Origin of the sequence: Novosphingobium organovorum, assembly GCF_022832435.1 — a bacterium.
Taxonomy (GTDB): Bacteria; Pseudomonadota; Alphaproteobacteria; order Sphingomonadales; family Sphingomonadaceae; genus Novosphingobium; species Novosphingobium organovorum.
Genome location: NZ_JALHLF010000088.1, coordinates 1 through 16,946, shown reverse-complemented (window position 1 = coordinate 16,946; position 16,946 = coordinate 1). Strand labels below are relative to the sequence as shown.

Sequence of the window (16,946 nt, the reverse complement as noted above, 5' to 3'; positions counted from 1 at the left end):
CGCGAGCGTGGCGAGCGCCGCGCGGTCGAGCGCGGCACTGCCCGAGGTTTCGATCACGTGCGCGTCGAGCAGGGCTCCGGTGGAATCGATGTGGAAGCGCACGAGTGTCTGGCCTTGCGCGTGGTCGGCCAGCGCCTCGCGCGGGTAGCGGCGGAAGCGGTGGAGGTGGCGCATGAGCCGGGCAAGCCAGCGTGGATCGGGGCGGCTGTCACGCGTGGTTGCGGCGGGTTGGGCGGTGCTCGTCGCGGTTGATGGCCGCTCGGCTGGCGAGGGGGCGGCGCCGGTAGCGAGCGGCGTGGCGAGCGCCACGGCGGAGGCCAGTCCGGAGACGGGGGCCAGTCCGGAGACCGGGGCCGATACCATGACGGGACCTTGGGGACGGATCGCAACGGCTATGGCCCGCGGTGTGGTGGTTGGCGGTTGGCGGACGGAGCGGACGCGGGGTGAGGGCGGCTCAGGCGGCGGGGATGTCCTGGCCGATAGCGGGTTTGGCGCCACCGGGGCCAGGTCGATCACCGTGAGTCGGGGCTTGGCCACGACCTTGGCATCGGGCGGGCGGCTGGTCAGGACCGCGAGCGTTGCTGCGACCAGGCACAGCGGCACGGTGGTCAGCGCTAGCCCGGCGAGGCGTGAGCGCGTTGAGGTGCCGTAGCGGCTGTGTTCGTCGCGGTGCACGGTAGGGTGTGGGTGCCTGTGGCCCGGCGTGGGGGGCGTGATCAGCCGTGCGGGTTCGGCCCTCGCGCCGCTGCGGGGCGGCTGGGCCGGTCGGTCCGGGAGCCAGAGGGCAGGGCTGGAAGTCACGCGCAAGGGTCCCTGAATTGCGACCCGCCCGCGGGGTTGGGGGCGGGCGGCGTCATGGCGGTTCGAAGCGGATAATGCCATAATCGCAAATAAGAATCAATTGCAATAACTTGACGCTGGGGCGCGGCAGGCCTATCCGACGGGCCGATCCCGCGGGGCGCGAGTGGGGTCCTTCCTTTCTTTTAATGCGAATGCGAGGCACTAGCATATGAATTCCGAAAACAGGGTCGTCCCTTGCCTGGTGGCTGGCCGAAAGGCGTTGCCTGCCCGTCGCCGGGTCCGTTTCACGCTCGCGACCGGCGCGCTGATTGCGGCCGCAACCGCTTCGCTCCCGGCTCAGGCGCGGCAGGGGGATGCGGGGGAAGCCCAAAATTCGTCCGATGCCCAAAGGTCATCGGATCTACGCCTCGATGCCTTGCAGGTCCGCGAAGATGCCCCGCTGCCCGTGGTCGATGACGAGCAGGCCGACACCGATCGTTCCGCACAGGGCAAGCCCCGCGTGCTGACCACGACGACCACCCGCGCGACGTTCGAGCGGCTCCAGACCGACAGTCTTGCCGAATACACCCGGCGTATCGACGCCGGGGTGACGATCAACGCCGACAACGCCTCAATCAATATTCGCGGGCTTGACGCCGACCGTGTCCTCACCACCATCGACGGCATCCGCACGTTCTGGCTCAGCGATGGCGCGCGCGGCGTGCAGGGCGGGGCCTTTGCGTTCGATTTCAATTCGCTGTCGGCCATCGACGTGGTCAAGAACAGCGATTCCAGCTTCTTTGGCACCGGTGCGCTGGGCGGGGTGCTGGCCTTGCGCACGCTCGATCCCGAAAGCCTGCTTGGGACGGGCAAGACGCAAGGCGGGCTGTCCAAGGTGACGTACGACAGCGTCAGCGACAGTGTCTATCTCAACCAGGCGGTGGCGGTGCGCCAGGGCGATACGCTGCTCCTCGTCCAGGGCGGCTATCGCAACGGGCAGGAGACCGAGAACAAGGGTTCGACCGGCGGCAGCGGTTCGACCCGCACGCGCAAGAACCCGGCCGCTTACGATCAGGAGAACCTGCTCGTCAAAGTGCACCAGTACCTGCCCGGCGGTCATCGCCTCGGGCTGACGGGCGAACTGTTCAACCGCGATTACGACGAAAACACGCTGACCTCGATCAGCTCGACCTATTCGCGCTATCGCACGCAGGAAGAGACGCGCCGCCGGCGGATTTCGGGCACCTGGGACTATCAGGGGGATGCGGATGGGCTGGTGCGCGAAGGCCACCTGCTCGGTTACTGGCAGCGCAACGAACTGGAGACGTACACGCGCGCCCAGCGCCTGACCGCGCCGGTCGGCGAATACGATCGCGATTCCACCTTGCGTATGGACACCTTCGGGGCGCGTGGCTCGCTTACGCTCGGCGGCCAGACCGGCCCTCTGGGGCATGAGTTGACGCTGGTGGGCGATCTCTACGCCTCGCGCACCAGCCAGTACGCGGCGGGTGAGGACAACTGCACCGCGGCGATCTATTCGTGCGCGTTCCTTCACGTAAACCAGTCCGACATGCCCGATGTTCACGGCACCGATCTTGGTCTGGCGGTTCAGGACCGTGTGACCCTGGGCGCGGGCGGATGGCTGCGTGTCACTCCCGGCGTGCGGTTCGACTGGTTCGAACGCAAGCCGCAGGACACCGCCTCCTACGAAGCCAACGCCGCCTACGAGGGGCTGCCGGCCTCAACCCGCGCCTCGCACTGGTCGCCCAAGGTGCTCGTCGAAGCGCGCGTGCTGCCGGGCGTCACGCTCTACGGGCAATATTCGCAGGCCTTCCGCGCACCCTCGGCAACTGAACTCTACCTCGCCTACGGTAGCCCGAGCAGCTACGTCTCGCTCGGCAATCCGGATCTCAAACCGGAAACCAGCACGGGCTGGGAAGGCGGCGTGACCTATGGCGACAGTCGCAAGGGCGCCAAGCTGAGCGGCTATTACAACCGCTACCGCAACTTCATCGACACGGTGACCACCACCGCGACGGCCGCAGGGCTGGAGGGCTCCTACCCCTACGGTGTGTTCGAATACACCAACCGCGCGCATGTGCGCATTTATGGTTTCGAGGCCGAGGCGCACTGGATGGTGGCGAAGGCCGTGCGGGTGTGGGGCTCGCTCGCCTACGCCAACGGTAAGGACACCGACGAGGCCGTGCATCTCAACTCGATCCCCCCGTTCAAGGGCGTGGTCGGCGCGGGCTATGCGGGCGCGCACTTCGGCGCCGATCTTTCCGCAACACTGGCGGCGAAGCGCGACAAGGTGGAGGATACCTCGTCCGATCTCAACAAGGCGCCGGGCTATGCGGTGGTCGATCTCACTGCCTGGTGGCGCCCGTCCTTCGCGCAAGGGCTACGACTGGGTGCCGGGCTCTACAACCTGCTCGACGACACCTGGTATTCCGCGCTCGACCTGCCCGACAGCGGCTCGCTGGCCAAGGCTTACTATTCGCAGCCGGGCCGTTCGTTCAAGCTGAGCGCGCTGGTCAACTTCTAGAGCATTTTCCAGTCAGGTGGAATTNTATTCCGCGCTCGACCTGCCCGACAGCGGCTCGCTGGCCAAGGCTTACTATTCGCAGCCGGGCCGTTCGTTCAAGCTGAGCGCGCTGGTCAACTTCTAGAGCATTTTCCAGTCAGGTGGAATTACCTGACGATTCAGAAAATGCGTCAAAACAAAAGTCTAGAGCGGTAGATCTGATGCAATCTGATCGAAAACCGCTCTAGCCGCCCGATTTCGAGGGCGCCTGCGCCGCAGCGGCGTGGCCGGCCGGAACCCATCGCCTTGCCCAAGCGTCTCTAGCCCTAAGGGCGAGAGGACATCGAGAGAGGCGCAAGGCAGATGGAGCAGGCAGGGCACGCCGCATCCCGGCGGCAGGCGATGGCGAGGCTGGCGATTTCCGGATTGGGCGGACTGGCGCTGGGCGGGCTGGGCCTGACCGGGTTTTCGCACGCGCTTCTGGCGCGCTCCGAGCGGCTGGGCGCACCCGAGCCGTTCGACTGGGACAGCCTTGTCGCGCGCGCGCAGGACCTTGCCGCGCGGCCCTACGTGGCACCGGCCGAGCCGACCGCGATGGCGGACGACTTCGATGCCTTTGGTGCGCTTGCCTATGGCCAGGCCGAGCCGCTGGGGCAGCGCATCCGCCTGTTTCCGGTCGCGCGGGCGATCGCCCCGCACCCGGTCGGGTTGCACCTGCTGGAGGGCGGATCGGCGCGGCGGCTGATCGATACCATGGGCATGTTCGCGCACGGCGGACACAGCGCGGCGGCGGGCTTTCGGGTGCTTCATGCGCAGGAAAAGGGCGACTGGCTGGCCTTCCTTGGTGCCTCCTACTTTCGCGCGGCGGGATCGCAGAACCAGTACGGGCTTTCGGCAAGGGCCGTCGCGGTCGACACCGGCCTTGCGCAGGCGGAGGAATTTCCCGCCTTCACCGAATTCTGGATCGAGGAGACGGGCCGTGATCGGGTGCGCATTTTCGCGCTGCTCGACGGGCCGAGCGTGACCGGGGCCTGTTCGTTCGACTGCGGCGACGGGCCGGACGGGGTGGCGCAGGACGTGCGGCTCAGCCTGTTCGTGCGCCGCGACATCGCACGGCTGGGCGTGGCGCCGCTGACCAGTATGTTCTGGTACGATCAGCGCGGGCAGCAAGGGGCCGGGCCGGCCGAGCCCGGGCGCGACTGGCGGCCCGAGATCCACGATTCGGACGGCCTGGCGATCCACGCGGGCAATGGCGAGCGGATCTGGCGCCCGCTCGAGAACGCGCCCCACGCGCGGGTTACCAGCTTTCGCGCCGACGGGGTCAAGGGCTTCGGCCTGCTCCAGCGCGACCGCGCTTTCAGCCATTACCAGGACGATGGCGCGTTCTACGAACGCCGTCCCTCGCTCTGGGTCGAGCCGGGACAGGACTGGGGCGCGGGCCGCGTGCTGCTTTACGAAATGCCCACGCAAAGCGAGACGCAGGACAACATCGTCGCCTTCTGGGTGGGAGACGAACCGGCCCGCGCGGGACAGCGGCGCGATCTGGCGTACCGCCTGCGCTGGACCAGCGCCGAGCCCGAGGCCAGCGATCAGGCGCGCTGCGTTGACCGGTTCGAGGGCGTGGGCGGCAAGCCCGGCGCGCCGGTCGAGACGGCGGCGCGCAAGTACGTGTTCGACTTTGCCGGACCCGTGCTCGCGGGCAAGACGCGCGCGGCGGGGATCGAGGCGGTGACCGATGTGCCGCAAGAGGCCATCGCCGCGCTTTCGGTCTATCCGCTGGCCCGCCCGCCGGGGGACGCGAACGGCGCGCCGCAGACCTGGCGGGTCATGATCGACGTGCACACGGCCGCCGCGCCGCGCCCGGAAATGCGCCTCTTCCTGCGTCAGGGGGCGGCCGCGCTGAGCGAAACGGTCATCGCCATGCTGCGCCCTTGAAACCCTATTTCGTCTCGACGGGCCTTGTTTCGAGCGACGCAGCGCCCTGCCCCAGGAAACTGAGCGCGGTGAGCACTTGCGCCTTCACGCCGATCGGCAGCACCGCCTCGTCGATGTCGAACTTGTCCGAATGGTTGGAGGGGGCCGCGTCCATCGCGGTGTAGTTCGGGGTCGATCCCAGGATGTAGTAGAGGCCCGGAACCTGGGTTTCGAAGGCGGAAAAGTCCTCCGCCGCGCCGCGCAGCAGGGCGTTCGCATCGACGCCCGCGGGCCCGGCGGCGGCATCAAGCGCGGGGCGCATGCGGGCGAGCAGCGCGGGCTCGCTGCTGGTGACGAGCGCCTGATCCTCGAAGGAAACGTCGGCCTGTGCATCGTAGGTCGCGGTCAGCCCTTCGACCGACTGGCGGATCATCGTCTTGAGCGCGTCGCGCCGCGCCAGGCTGAAGGTGCGGATGGTCCCGTCGAGCGAGGCGCTGCCGGGCAGCACGTTGTTGCGGTTACCCGCCTGGAGCGCGCCGATCGAGACGACGTTGGGAAACTGGAAAACATCGACGCGCCGCGCCGAGATCGTCGTCAGCGCCTTGACCACGTCGGCCGAGAGATTGACCAGGTCGGTGCCTTCCCAGGGGCGGCCAGCGTGGGTCTGGCGCCCCTTGAGGCGGATGTGGATCGCGGAGGAACTGGACAGGAAGGGCCCCGGCCGCACCATGATCCGGCCGACCGGGCCGGGTTCGACGTGGAGCGCCATGATCGCATCGGGGCGCAGCGTGTCGAACACGCCTTCCTGCACCATCAGCGCGGCGCCGTAGGTCTCGCCGGTCACGCCTTCCTCGGCGGGCTGGAACACGACCATGACCGTGCCCGCGATCCGGTCGCGCAGGCCCGCCAGGACACGTGCCGCGCCGAGCAGGATCGCGGTGTGCGCATCGTGGCCGCAGGCGTGCATCACCGGGGTCGGCTTGCCATCGACATCGACCACGACGTGCGAGGCGAAGGGCAGTCCGGTGGCCTCCTTGATCGGCAGCGCGTCAAGTTCGGCGCGCAGCGCGACCACCGGGCCGGGCCGCGCGCCGCGCAAGATCCCGACGACGCCGGTATGCGCGATCCCCGTGCGCACGTCGTCGAAGCCGAGCGCGCGCAGCTGCCGGGCGACGAGCGCGGCGGTGCGGGTCTCGTGGTTGCCCAGTCCCGGGTGGGCGTGGATGTCGCGCCGCCAGGCGATGACATCGGGCGTGACCGCGCTGACCGCGCTATCGACCGCGCGTTCGAGGTCGGCAGGGACGCCGGGGATCGGCTTGGCCGAGGCCGGGGCGGCGAGCGGGACGATGAGCGCGGCGGCGCCGAGCGCCAACGCGCGCAGGCGGGAGGGGAGCGAGGATGGCAGCATGGGGTACGTCTTCGTGGTCCTGATCGAGAGAGGCGGGGCAGGAAAATGCTCTAGGGGGCCGGGTCGAACTGGCCGTCGGGCAGCAACGCGAAGCGCAGCCCCAGGCTGATCGCGCGGGGCACGCCCGAGCCGTGATCCTCGCCGTCGAGCAGGCGGTAGCGGGTGGTGAGATGCGGAGTTTCCTCCAGCAGGCGGGCCATCGCGTGGACCGCATCGACCATGCCCGCCCTGGCCAGCGCGGCCTCCTGCTCGGCCGCGCCCGAGGCGGCGCGCGCGGCGGGGCTCATGGTCTGTTCGTATTCGCCCACGGTCAGCAGCACGCGCGGGGCCGGGCCATCGGCGGCTTGCATCCGCCGCGCGCGAAAGGCGCGCGCTTCCGCCATCAGGCTGCCACCGCCCCACCACGCCGAAGGGCTGATCGCGACGTAGCTGGAGAACGCCCCGGGTTCGCTGAACAGCGCGTGGAGCACGCAAAGCCCGCCGAGCGAATGGCCCAGCAGCGTCTGGCGCGATCGGTCGAGCGAAGCGTGCGCGGCGACCAGCGGCTTGACCGTGCTTTCGAGGAAGGCGAGGAAATCGTCCGCGCCGCCCGCTTTCATGCGCGGCCCACCGGTCAGCGATGCGCCGCCGCCGGGCAGTGGGGTGGTAAGGTCGTAGTAGCGCGCGGGAACGTCGAACAGCGCCGGTGTCGGGTAGCCGATGCCCACGACCACCGCGGCTTCCATCCCGGTCCAGTTTGGGCGGAAGGCTTGCAGCCGGGCGCTGTCGGCGGCGGTGGCGAAGAGCGCGTTGCCGTCGAGCACATAGACCACCGGATAACCGCTTGGCGGTGGCGGCGCATCGGGATGCGCGATCGAGATGCGGTACACGCGCCCTTGCGGCCCGGTGCGATCGAAGGTTTCGATGCGCGGGGGTTTTTGCGGTGTCGCCGCGCTGGATACGGGGGCGGCTGCGACTGCGACGGGCGCGGCCCCGAGTGTCAGGACGCCAAGCGAGGCAAGCGCGAGGCGGCGCACGCGCACGCTCACGCTCACGCTCACGCTCACGGTGCCTTCACCGGTAGCGTGCCATTTTCGACGTCCATCGCGTTGCGCTCGTCGTGCAGGCGCAGCGCAACGCGGCCGGGCAGCGAATCGACGTTGATCTGGAGCTGGCGCAGCCACGGCTTGCGGATGTCGTCGGGCAGGACCCGCACGCGAAGGCGCAGCGCGTAGCGCTCCTGCGCGCTCATTGCGAGGTATTCGTATGGGCCGGGCACGCCGGGAACCGCCATCGGGCGCGGGGTCTGGTCGATTTCGAGCGTGGGCGCGCGCGCGGCGGGTTCATGGCCGGTTGCGGCGGGGGCGGCACTGGCCGCCGCAGCCGCAAGGACGAGGGTGAGGATCATCGGTTGGTCTCCTGGGATGGGTTGGCGGGGGGAGGACCGGGGCGGTGCACGCCTTCGGGGTGCGTCTCGGCGGGCGCGAGGGCGAAGCGCACCGCGCGGCTGATCGCGGCGGGCACCACCGAGGGGTGGGTCTCGTCGGCAAACAGCGTGAACGTGGCGTCCGCGCCTTGCGCGCGCAGGGTCTGGGTAAAGCGCCGCGCGCTGTCGACCTGGCGCAGCGCCTCGAGCATCGCGACGCGCCTGGGGCCAAGCGCGGCGATTTCCTCGGGCGAGGGTTTCTGCTCGTTCTCGCCCACGGTGACGAGCAGGCGTCCGGTGGGGGCGGGATGCTGGCCGGGGCCGGCGAGCGTCTCCAGTACGTGGAAATGGTGGTACCACAGCGAAGGGCTGGCGGCGATCACCGCGCGAAACAGGCCGGGGTGTTGCAGATAGGCATAGGCGGCGTAGAGCCCGCCGTAGGAATGGCCGAACAGCACGCGGCGCGTCGGATCGACCGCTGCGCGCCGGGCGACTTCGGGCATGATCGCCCCGGTCAGGAAGCGGGTGAATTCCTCGGCACCGCCTGCCCGGCGTTCGGGGTTGCGTTCATCGAATTCGGGGGCCGGGCCGGTCGGCGGGGTATAGTCGTAATTGCGCTCGGCGATCGCGATCGGGCTTGGTGTGTCGTAGCCCAGGCCCACCACCACCGCCGGGCTGTAATGCGCCATGAACGCCTCGAGCCGCACTGCGTCGACCATGGTGCCGAAGAAGGCGTTGCCATCGAGCACATAGACCACCGGGAAGCCTCCGGGCGGGGGCGGGCCGGGCGGCACGGCCATCATGATCCGGTAATGGCGCAAGCCATCGGGCGAGGTCATCGCCCATTGCTGCGAGCCGGGCACGGCGACCGGACCCGCGGCCCGCTGCGCGCTGGCGGGAGACGGCGGGGACGCCCATGCGGGGGCGGTGGCCAACAGGGTGGCGGCCAGCAGTGTCGGGGCGCATCGGCGCGCGCGGAAAAAGCGCATCAGAAGTCCTTGTGGAAGGTGAGCGAGACGGTGCGCCCGATCGCGGTGGCGTTCGCGGCATCGTAGGGATCGGCCATGGTGTCGTTGACCGCGGTGCCCGAATCGATGAACGGCGGGTCGGCGTCGAACAGGTTGACGACCGAGAAGGCGAGCGAGGAATCGGCAAGGGCCCTGGCGATCCCGCCGAGCTTGAGGCCGATGTTGAGGTCGAGCGTGGTCCACGAACCGATCGGCACCGGGGATGTCGCGAGGACCGGCGCGCCGGTCGATGCATCGGGTACGTAGCAGCCCGATTCGCATTCGTAGCTCGAGGTGAAGTTGACCGTGCCGCGCACGCTCCACGGGCCGTAGCGCCAGCCAAGACCCTGCTTGCTGCGGAATTTCACCGGGTTGCCGGTCGAGGAATACTTGCCCAGCTGGTCGATGAAGCCCGATCCCGGCGCGGCCTGGATCTTGTAGCTGAGCAGGCGCGTGCCGGAGAAAAAGGCGTCGAAGGTGCCTGCGCCCGCCGTCTCGAGCCGGTAGCTGGCCGATACATCGAACCCGTCCATGCGCAGCTCGGCCAGGTTGACCTGCGTGGCGTAGATGATCGCGGCGACGTCCGAGGCGGACTGGGTGGGGCCGGAATCGAGCTGGCCGAGATAGCGCGGGTCGTCGAACAGCGCTTCGACCGTGGCCTCGTCGGGATCGAAGTCGAGCGCGGCCGAGTAGGGCGAGGAACCGGTTGCGAAGTAGCTGGCCAGGATGCTGCCCAGCGTGCCCGACTGGATGCGCGTGATGCGATCCTTGATGCGGATGTTGAAGTAGCTCGCGCTCAGTTTGAGGCCGGGGATCATCGGCGGTTCGAGATCGGCGCCCAGCGTCCAGGTCGTGGCGCGTTCGGGTTTGAGCGAATCGCCCGCGCCGCCCGAGACGACGATCGCGGTGAACGTGCAGTTGCCCGACCCGCCCGGCGTTCCGCTCACCCCGTTGAGCGCGACGAGATCGGTGTCGCACGGCGCGGTGTAGAGGTTGGTGCGCAGGAACGCGCCGTTGCCTCCGGTGGTGGGCTGGACGCCATCGTACATGTAGCGCATCGGCGGCGCGTGGAACGAGGTGCCGAAACTGCCGTGGACGCGCAGCCCGTCGAACGGGACATAGTCGAGCCCGAACTTGGGGTTCACCGTGTCAAACGCACCGAGCCCGGTGCCGTGTTCGTAGCGCACCGCGCTCGACAGGTCGAGCGAGCGCACGCCGGGCACATTCATGTCGGGCGCGATCAGCGGCACCGACAGTTCGCCAAAGAGCGCGCCGACCTGGCGCCGGGTGGTGCCGTATTGGATATATTCGTCGTCGGTCGAGCGGTAGTTGAACGACAGCGCGCCGCCGATCTGCTCGCGCCGGTAATCCGCGCCGATCGCCACCTTCACGTCGCCCGCGGGCAGGGGGAACAGCGTGCCGTCGGCCTTGGCGGTAAATTGCACGAGCTGCGAGACGTAGCGCAGGTCCTCGTAGCCGATCAGCTCGTCGAGCACGGCCTGCGAGAGCGCCTCGGTCGAATAGGGGTTCCAGGTCTCGTAATCGAGCCCGGCGCAATAGCTCTGCGCCTCGCTTGGCGAAGACAGCGCGCCGATGTTCGAGGAATTGAGGCCCGAAAGCGCGCACGTGATCGAATTGGGCGCATAGGCCCCGCTCGCGGTGTGCTCCATGATGTTGGTGTTGCGCAGCATCGTCGCGTAGCGGCTCTGGACCTCGCGACTGTACGACCCGTCGAAGCGCGCGTGCCAGCCGCTCCCCAGCTCGGCGTCGAGCGCGAGGTGGGCCGCGAAGCTGTCCACCCTGGCCTTGCGCACCAGCCCCTCATCGTCGATCACCACGCCGAAATTGTTCGATGAACCATCGATATAGTAGGGACTGGTCGAAGGAACGGTGCCGTAATAGACCGCGTAGCCGCTGTTGTAGTCGGTCTTGCGCCAGGTGTAGCGCAGGTCGCCCGACAGGGTGAGCGCGTCGCTCAGCTCCTGCTCTGCGGCGAGGTAGAAACTGTGGCGCCGCACACGCGGCAGCACGTCGACATTGGCCCAGGGGTTGTAGGTGTTGCCCACCCCATCGCTGACCGTGGTGAGGTCGGAGGCGCTCAGGGCGTCGTTGCTGCCCTGGGGGACGGTTGCGATCACCGTGCCGTTGGCCGCTGCAGTGCCGCTGAAGATGTTCGCTGCGGTTCCGGCCCGCGCGGTGTACTGCGGCCAGTTGATGCCGCCGCGATCGGAGAAGTCACCGCCGTTGTAGATGGCGCGCTGGTCGGCGCGCACGCGGTCGCGGTGGTAGTATTCATAGGCCGCGAAAAGATGCCCGCCCGACCACGAAGTGCCGTAGCTGCCGCCGAGCAGGGCCTCGCTGCCGCCGCCCTGGGTGGTGGTGCCCAGCCGCAGGGTGGTGTGCAGCCCGTCGTCGTGATCCTTGAGGATGAGGTTGACCACGCCGCCCACCGCGTCCGAACCATAGACCGCCGAGGCGCCGTCCTGGAGCACTTCGATCCGCTCGATCGCGGTCGAGGGGATGGTCGAGATGTCGACGAAATCACCGTACTGGCCCGAGGCCGCGACGCGCCGCCCGTTGACCAGCACGAGGGTCGAGAGCGCGCCGAGCCCGCGCAAGTTGACGCCCTGGCCGCCGGTCAGGTTCGATCCCGCCGAACTGGCGTCCTGCCCGCCTTGCGCGTTGTCGCTCATGCCCACGCCGCCGGCGAAGTTGGAGGGCAGTTCGCGCAGGAAATCGGCCACCGTGCTGCGGCCGCTGTCGAGCATGTCCTGGGACGTGACGCGCAGCACCGAATTGCCCACCACCTTGGTGCCGCGGATGTTGGTGCCGGTGACGATGATTTCCACGCCCGGCTCATTGGCCTCGCCGGGTGCGGCCTCTCCGGACGGGGCCTGGTCGGGCGTGGCGGGCATGGACTGGGCGTGGGCGAGCGAGATGGAGCAGGCCGCGACCGAGATACCGGCCGCGAACCGCGCGATACGTTGAAACCTCATGTTGTAACCCCCTGATGCTGGTTTGCCCCGGCATCCGCTCCCTTGTGCATAGACTGTGATCGAAATAGTACGTATACGTCAATAATAATTTTGACCTTGCCTGTCCGACTGGAGCGCACGACTATTCCCGAGGGTGTCATTCACCGGTTGTCGCGCTGGCCCATGCGCCAGCGCACGGTGCCTGGAACGGCAGGAGGGCGCGTGGGCGAAATGGCGCAGGAGCCGCAGGATCGGGGGTTGGGACCGGCGCGGCGGCGCGTGGTCCTGGCCTCGGTCGTCGGCAACGGGTTCGAGTGGTACGATTTTCTGGTCTACGGCTTTTTGACCGAGGCGATCGCGGCGGCGTTCTTTCCGGCCAGCGATCCGCGCCTGGCCTGGCTGATGGCCTGCGCGGGGTTTTCCGTCTCGTTCGTGGCCCGCCCGTTCGGGGGACTGTTGCTGGCGATCTACGCCGACCGGCACGGCCGCAAGCCGGCGCTGCTGGCGATGATCGCGATGATGGCGGCGGGGATGCTGCTGGTCGCGATCACGCCGGGGTACGATCGGATCGGCCTTGCCGCGCCGCTGCTGGTGCTGTTCGCGCGCGTGCTGCAGGGGCTTTCGGTTGGCGGGGAGTTCGCCACGGCAAGCGCCATGCTGACCGAGTGGAGCCCGCCCGAACGGCGCATGCGCTACGGCAGTTTCCAGATGTGCGCGCAGGCGCTGGCGATGCTGCTCGCCGCCGTGAGCGTGCTGGCGCTGCGCCATTTCCTGTCGGCGGCGCAACTGGCGCAGTGGGGCTGGCGGGTTCCTTTCCTGGTCGGCGCGCTGATCGGGCCGGTGGGGCTCTACATCCGTCACGGCCTCGGCGAATCGCCGCAGTTCGCACCGCCTGCGCCGGGGGCGGCGGGCGGCGTGGCGCCGCTGCCCGAACTGTTTGGCCAGGCGCGCGGGCGCCTGTGCGCCGGGCTCGGCGTGGTGGTGATCGGCACCGCTTCGCAATATGTCTGGTTCATTTTCCTGCCAGCCTACGTGGTGCACCAGCTCGGGCTCGATCCGGCCAGCGCGCATGTGGGCACGGGCCTGTGCGCGCTGGTGCTGCTGGGGCTGACGCCGCTCGTCGGCGGGCTGGCCGATCGGCTCGATCCCTGGCGGCTGTTCGCCGGGGCGGTGGCGGTCTTCGCGCTGTTGGCGCTGGTGCTGCTGGCGCAGGTGCTCGCCCGCCCGGCGATGGAGCGGCTGCTGTGGGCGCAACTCGTGTGCAGCTTGCCGATCGCGTTTATCTGGGGCACGACGCCGGGTCTCCTGGCCTCGCTGTTTCCCGCGCGCATGCGCACCAGCGGCATGGCGCTGAGCTACAACACCGGGGTACTCCTGTTCGGGGGGATGGCCCCGTTCACTTTGTCGCTGGCCACCGAAGCGTTCGATACGCGGCTGGTGCCAGCCTATTACATCATCGCCTGCGCGGCGCTGGCCCTTGGCCTGACGGTGCGCTTCTGGCGTCAGGATTGCGTGAAGGATCAAGGCCATGCGGCACGAACATGAACCGGTGGCCTCGGGCGCGAAGGCGGTTTTGACCGGGGCTTTGGTCGCGCCTGGCGGGGAGGCGGATGCCTCGTGCGAGTTTCACGCCCGGCGCCTGCGCGCGGCCAGCCGGGCGCTGGCCAGGGCCGGGCTGGCCCGTGCCGAAGGCGCGATCAGTCTGCGCCTCGGGCGCGACTGGATGCTCATGACGCCCGATCTGCCCCCCGGCCTGATCGGCGAAGGGCTGCCCTGTCAGCGTCTCGCGCTTGAGGGGCCCTTGCCCGCCGATGCGCCGCCGATGGCCGAACACCACCGCGCGATCTACCGGCTTTGCCCGCAGGTCGGCGCGCTGCTCCACGCGGCGCCCGACCGGATCATGGCGCGCACCGGCGAGGTGGCGGCGCAAAGCCCCGAAGCTGCGGCGCGGCGGCTGGGCACGGGCACGGCGCTGAGCCTGGGCAGCCGGGGCTGGCTGTTCGCCGGGGCGACGGTGGAGGAAGCGCTGGCGCGGGTCTGGGAAGTCGAGGAAGCCGCGCGGATCGAGGGTGTGGACATCGCCGCGCGGGCGGGCGAACCGCTCACCCCCTCGCAAATCACCCGCGCCTGGCAGTTCTGCACCGCGGGCGATGCCGAGGCCGATGCCCCGGCCGGTGGCTGGGAAGAACCGACCGATTTCGATTTCTGGCAATCGCCCGGCCACTTGCTGCGCCTGTGCACCCAGCGCGGGCACGATATCTTTCACGATGTGCTCGGCGAACATCTCAGCGTCACGCGCCAGCAGTTCGCGGTGCTCTGGGCGATCCGCGACAACCCGCGCGCAAGCCAGCAGCGGCTGACCGAGATCACCGGCTGGGATCGCAACACGATGTCGGGGATGCTGTCGCGGCTGGTCGACCAGGGCCTGATCGAGAAACAGCGCGACGCGCACGACGGGCGTCAGCACCGCGTCCTGCTCACGCCGAGCGGCGAGGCGATGCTTCAGGGCATGGTGCCCGACCTGCTCGAAGTGCAGCGCCGCGTGCTTGAACCGCTGCCCCCCGAACTGCGCGCCACTTTCATCCAGTGCGCGCGGATCATGCTCGGTCTGCCGCCGGTATGATCGGGGCTTGGCGCGCGGCCCCATTGGCAGGCGCGCGCGCGGGCCGTACCGTGTGTGCGCCCCAAGCCCAAGCCCAAGCCCAAGGCTGTTTCAACCAAGAGGGAAATGCGTGCCGGTAAGCGTCTTTGAACTGTTCAAGATCGGCGTCGGCCCGTCGAGTTCGCACACGATGGGGCCGATGACCGCGGCGGCCCGCTTCACCCAGTGGCTGGGCGAGCGGGGCGCGCTCGAGACGGTGCACCGTGTCGAGGCGACGCTCTACGGCTCGCTCGCGCTTACCGGGGTCGGGCACGCGACCGATACCGCGGTGATCGTGGGGCTGCACGGGATCGAACCGGCGGATGTCACCAACGCGCGCCATCGTCAGATCCTCAATGATGTCGCGGCGAGCGGGCAGATCGTGCTCGGCGGGCATCACCCGATCGCCTTCGACGAAACGCGCGACATCGTGTGGCGCGGGCGCGAGCGGCTGCCGTTCCACAGCAACGCCATGAGGCTGACCGCGTTCGATGCGCAAGGGGCGCCGTGCGGGCAGCGTATCTACTATTCGATCGGCGGTGGCTTCGTGCTCGACGAGGATGAGGCGGGGCGCAACGCGCCCGCGCAACCGCTGGCCGACATGCCCTATCCCTTCGCCACCGCGCACGAACTGCTCGCGATGGCGCGCGAGGCCGGGCTGACGCTGGCCGAAGTGGCGCTGGCGAACGAGGATGCGCTGCGCCCGCGCGCCGAAACGCTGGCGGGCATTCGCGCGATCTGTGACACCATGGACACCTGCATCGATGCGGGTATCTCGCAGACCGGTGAACTGCCGGGAGGCCTGCGTGTGCGCCGCCGCGCGGCGGGGCTGCACCATGCGCTGACCGGACGGCTGGCGCGCGCGGCGGCCGATCCGCTCGACAGCCTCGACTGGGTTTCGACCTGGGCGATTGCGGTCAACGAGCAGAACGCCGCCGGGGGCCGGGTGGTGACCGCGCCCACCAACGGGGCGGCGGGCGTGCTGCCTGCGGTGCTGCGTTTCTACATGCGTTTCCAGAACGGCACGCCCGAGGGCTGTGTCGATTTTCTCATGACGGCGACCGCGATCGGCGGTCTGTTCAAGCGCAACGCCAGCATTTCGGCCGCCGAAGTGGGCTGCCAGGGCGAAGTCGGGGTGGCCTGCTCGATGGCCGCCGCCGGGCTTTGCGCGGTGCTGGGCGGGACCAACGCGCAGATCGAGAACGCGGCCGAGATCGGGATGGAGCACAACCTCGGACTGACCTGCGATCCGATCGCCGGACTGGTCCAGATCCCCTGCATCGAACGCAACGCGATGGGGGCGAACAAGGCGATCAGCGCGGCGCGCCTGGCGCTCGGCGGCGACGGGGTCCACCACGTCAGCCTCGATCAGGTGATCGACACCATGAAGCGCACCGGGCAGGACATGAAGGAACACTACAAGGAGACTTCGCTCGGTGGTCTCGCGGTTGCCGTGCCCTCCTGCTGATGCGCTTGCGCTGATCCCGACCTAACGCCGCACGTCGCCCCCGGCGGGGTCGAAGGCGGCGAGATCGGCCTGGCTGAAGCGCGGCATGTCGCCGGGAATGGTGTGCTTGAGCACGGTGCTGGCAAGCCCCGTGCGCGCGATTTCGGCCACATCCTTCGCGCCGAGCCAGGCGTGCAGCACGCCTGCCGCATAAGCATCGCCGGTGCCGATCCGCTCGACGATGCCGGTCACGTCGATCGCCTCGCTCTGGTGTGCCTGCGCGCGGGTATCGATCCGCGCGGCGATGCGATGGTGGCCTGAGTGGACCACTTCGCGCGCGGTCGAGGCGATGAGCTGGAGGCGGGGAAACGCCGCGAACGCGGCCTGAGCGGCCTCGCGCCGGCGCTCGGGGCCTTCGCCCGAGAACGGCTTGCCGAGCAGCAGCGCGATGTCGCGGTGGTTGCCGATCATCACCTGGGCGGATTGTATCAGTTCGCCCAGAACCCGGCGCGGATCGCTGTCCCAGGCGTCCCACAGCAGCGCGCGGTAATTGCCGTCAAAGCAGATCGGTACTCCGGCCGCGTTCGCGGCGGCGACTGCCGCGCGGGCCAGTTCGACACCGCCGGGGCCGAGCGCGGGGGTGATCCCCGACATGTGCAGCAAGGCCGCGCCGTCGAGCGCGCCCGCAAAGTCGATCTCCTCGGGCGCTGTGGTCGCGAACAGGCTCCCCGCGCGATCGTAAGTGATCGCCGAAGGGCGCAGGCCCGCCCCGGTCTCGACGAAGTAGAGCCCCATGCGCCCCGCCCCGCGCCCGACGTGGCGCGTGCCGATCCCGGCGGCGCCCA

The 16,946-nt window shown here is 69.1% G+C and carries 12 protein-coding genes; 5 read left to right on the top strand and 7 right to left on the bottom strand.

The genetic code is table 11. The annotated features are described in order from the left end of the window. Positions 1-363: energy transducer TonB (locus MTR62_RS16520; protein ID WP_244022961.1), on the bottom strand; the 363-nt coding region annotated here is incomplete at its 3' end. 853 nt (positions 364-1,216) lie between these two features. Here MTR62_RS16520 and MTR62_RS16515 point away from each other — a divergent pair. Together MTR62_RS16515 and MTR62_RS16510 are read left to right on the top strand one after the other, a co-directional pair. Beyond that, positions 1,217-3,325: a TonB-dependent hemoglobin/transferrin/lactoferrin family receptor gene (locus tag MTR62_RS16515; RefSeq protein WP_244022959.1), complete on the top strand. Its 2,109-nt coding sequence runs from the start codon at positions 1,217-1,219 to the stop codon at positions 3,323-3,325. A gap of 342 nt (positions 3,326-3,667) precedes the next feature. Next, positions 3,668-5,239 carry a glucan biosynthesis protein gene (locus tag MTR62_RS16510; RefSeq protein ID WP_244022957.1) on the top strand — a complete coding sequence of 524 codons (1,572 nt, stop codon included), beginning with the start codon at positions 3,668-3,670 and terminating at the stop codon, positions 5,237-5,239. A gap of 4 nt (positions 5,240-5,243) precedes the next feature. On the opposite strand, the gene MTR62_RS16505 is transcribed toward MTR62_RS16510, so the two are convergent. From MTR62_RS16505 to MTR62_RS16485, 5 genes are all read right to left on the bottom strand, one after another. Continuing rightward, complete coding sequence (locus MTR62_RS16505; protein WP_244022955.1) at positions 5,244-6,626, bottom strand: amidohydrolase; 1,383 nt, start codon at positions 6,624-6,626, stop codon at positions 5,244-5,246. A gap of 50 nt (positions 6,627-6,676) precedes the next feature. After that, the gene (locus MTR62_RS16500) at positions 6,677-7,666 is read right to left on the bottom strand and encodes an alpha/beta hydrolase (RefSeq protein ID WP_244022953.1); all 990 of its coding nucleotides are present in this window, start codon (positions 7,664-7,666) and stop codon (positions 6,677-6,679) included. A gap of 2 nt (positions 7,667-7,668) precedes the next feature. After that, a complete protein-coding gene (locus MTR62_RS16495; protein ID WP_244022951.1) occupies positions 7,669-8,013 on the bottom strand; it encodes a hypothetical protein in 345 nt (114 codons plus the stop codon). Next, positions 8,010-8,870 (bottom strand): alpha/beta hydrolase, encoded by an 861-nt coding sequence (locus MTR62_RS16490; protein WP_244022949.1) that lies wholly within the window; start codon positions 8,868-8,870, stop codon positions 8,010-8,012. Before MTR62_RS16490 ends, MTR62_RS16495 begins: the two co-directional genes overlap by 4 nt. 149 nt (positions 8,871-9,019) lie before the next feature. Further along, entirely contained in the window at positions 9,020-12,034 is a 3,015-nt protein-coding gene (locus MTR62_RS16485; RefSeq protein WP_244022947.1) for a TonB-dependent receptor domain-containing protein, read from the bottom strand. Between the two features lie 162 nt (positions 12,035-12,196). On the opposite strand from MTR62_RS16485, the gene MTR62_RS16480 reads away from it, so the two are divergent. From MTR62_RS16480 to MTR62_RS16470, 3 genes are all read left to right on the top strand, one after another. After that, a complete protein-coding gene (locus MTR62_RS16480) occupies positions 12,197-13,558 on the top strand; it encodes an MFS transporter (protein WP_244022945.1) in 1,362 nt (453 codons plus the stop codon). Beyond that, a complete protein-coding gene (locus MTR62_RS16475; RefSeq protein WP_244022943.1) occupies positions 13,542-14,636 on the top strand; it encodes a MarR family transcriptional regulator in 1,095 nt (364 codons plus the stop codon). The genes MTR62_RS16480 and MTR62_RS16475 overlap by 17 nt, the downstream gene beginning before the upstream one ends. 109 nt (positions 14,637-14,745) lie before the next feature. Beyond that, the gene (locus MTR62_RS16470; RefSeq protein ID WP_244022940.1) at positions 14,746-16,122 is read left to right on the top strand and encodes an L-serine ammonia-lyase; all 1,377 of its coding nucleotides are present in this window, start codon (positions 14,746-14,748) and stop codon (positions 16,120-16,122) included. A gap of 21 nt (positions 16,123-16,143) precedes the next feature. Here MTR62_RS16470 and MTR62_RS16465 read toward each other — a convergent pair. After that, a partial coding sequence (locus MTR62_RS16465) for a PfkB family carbohydrate kinase (protein ID WP_244022937.1) occupies positions 16,144-16,946 on the bottom strand: 803 nt, incomplete at its 5' end.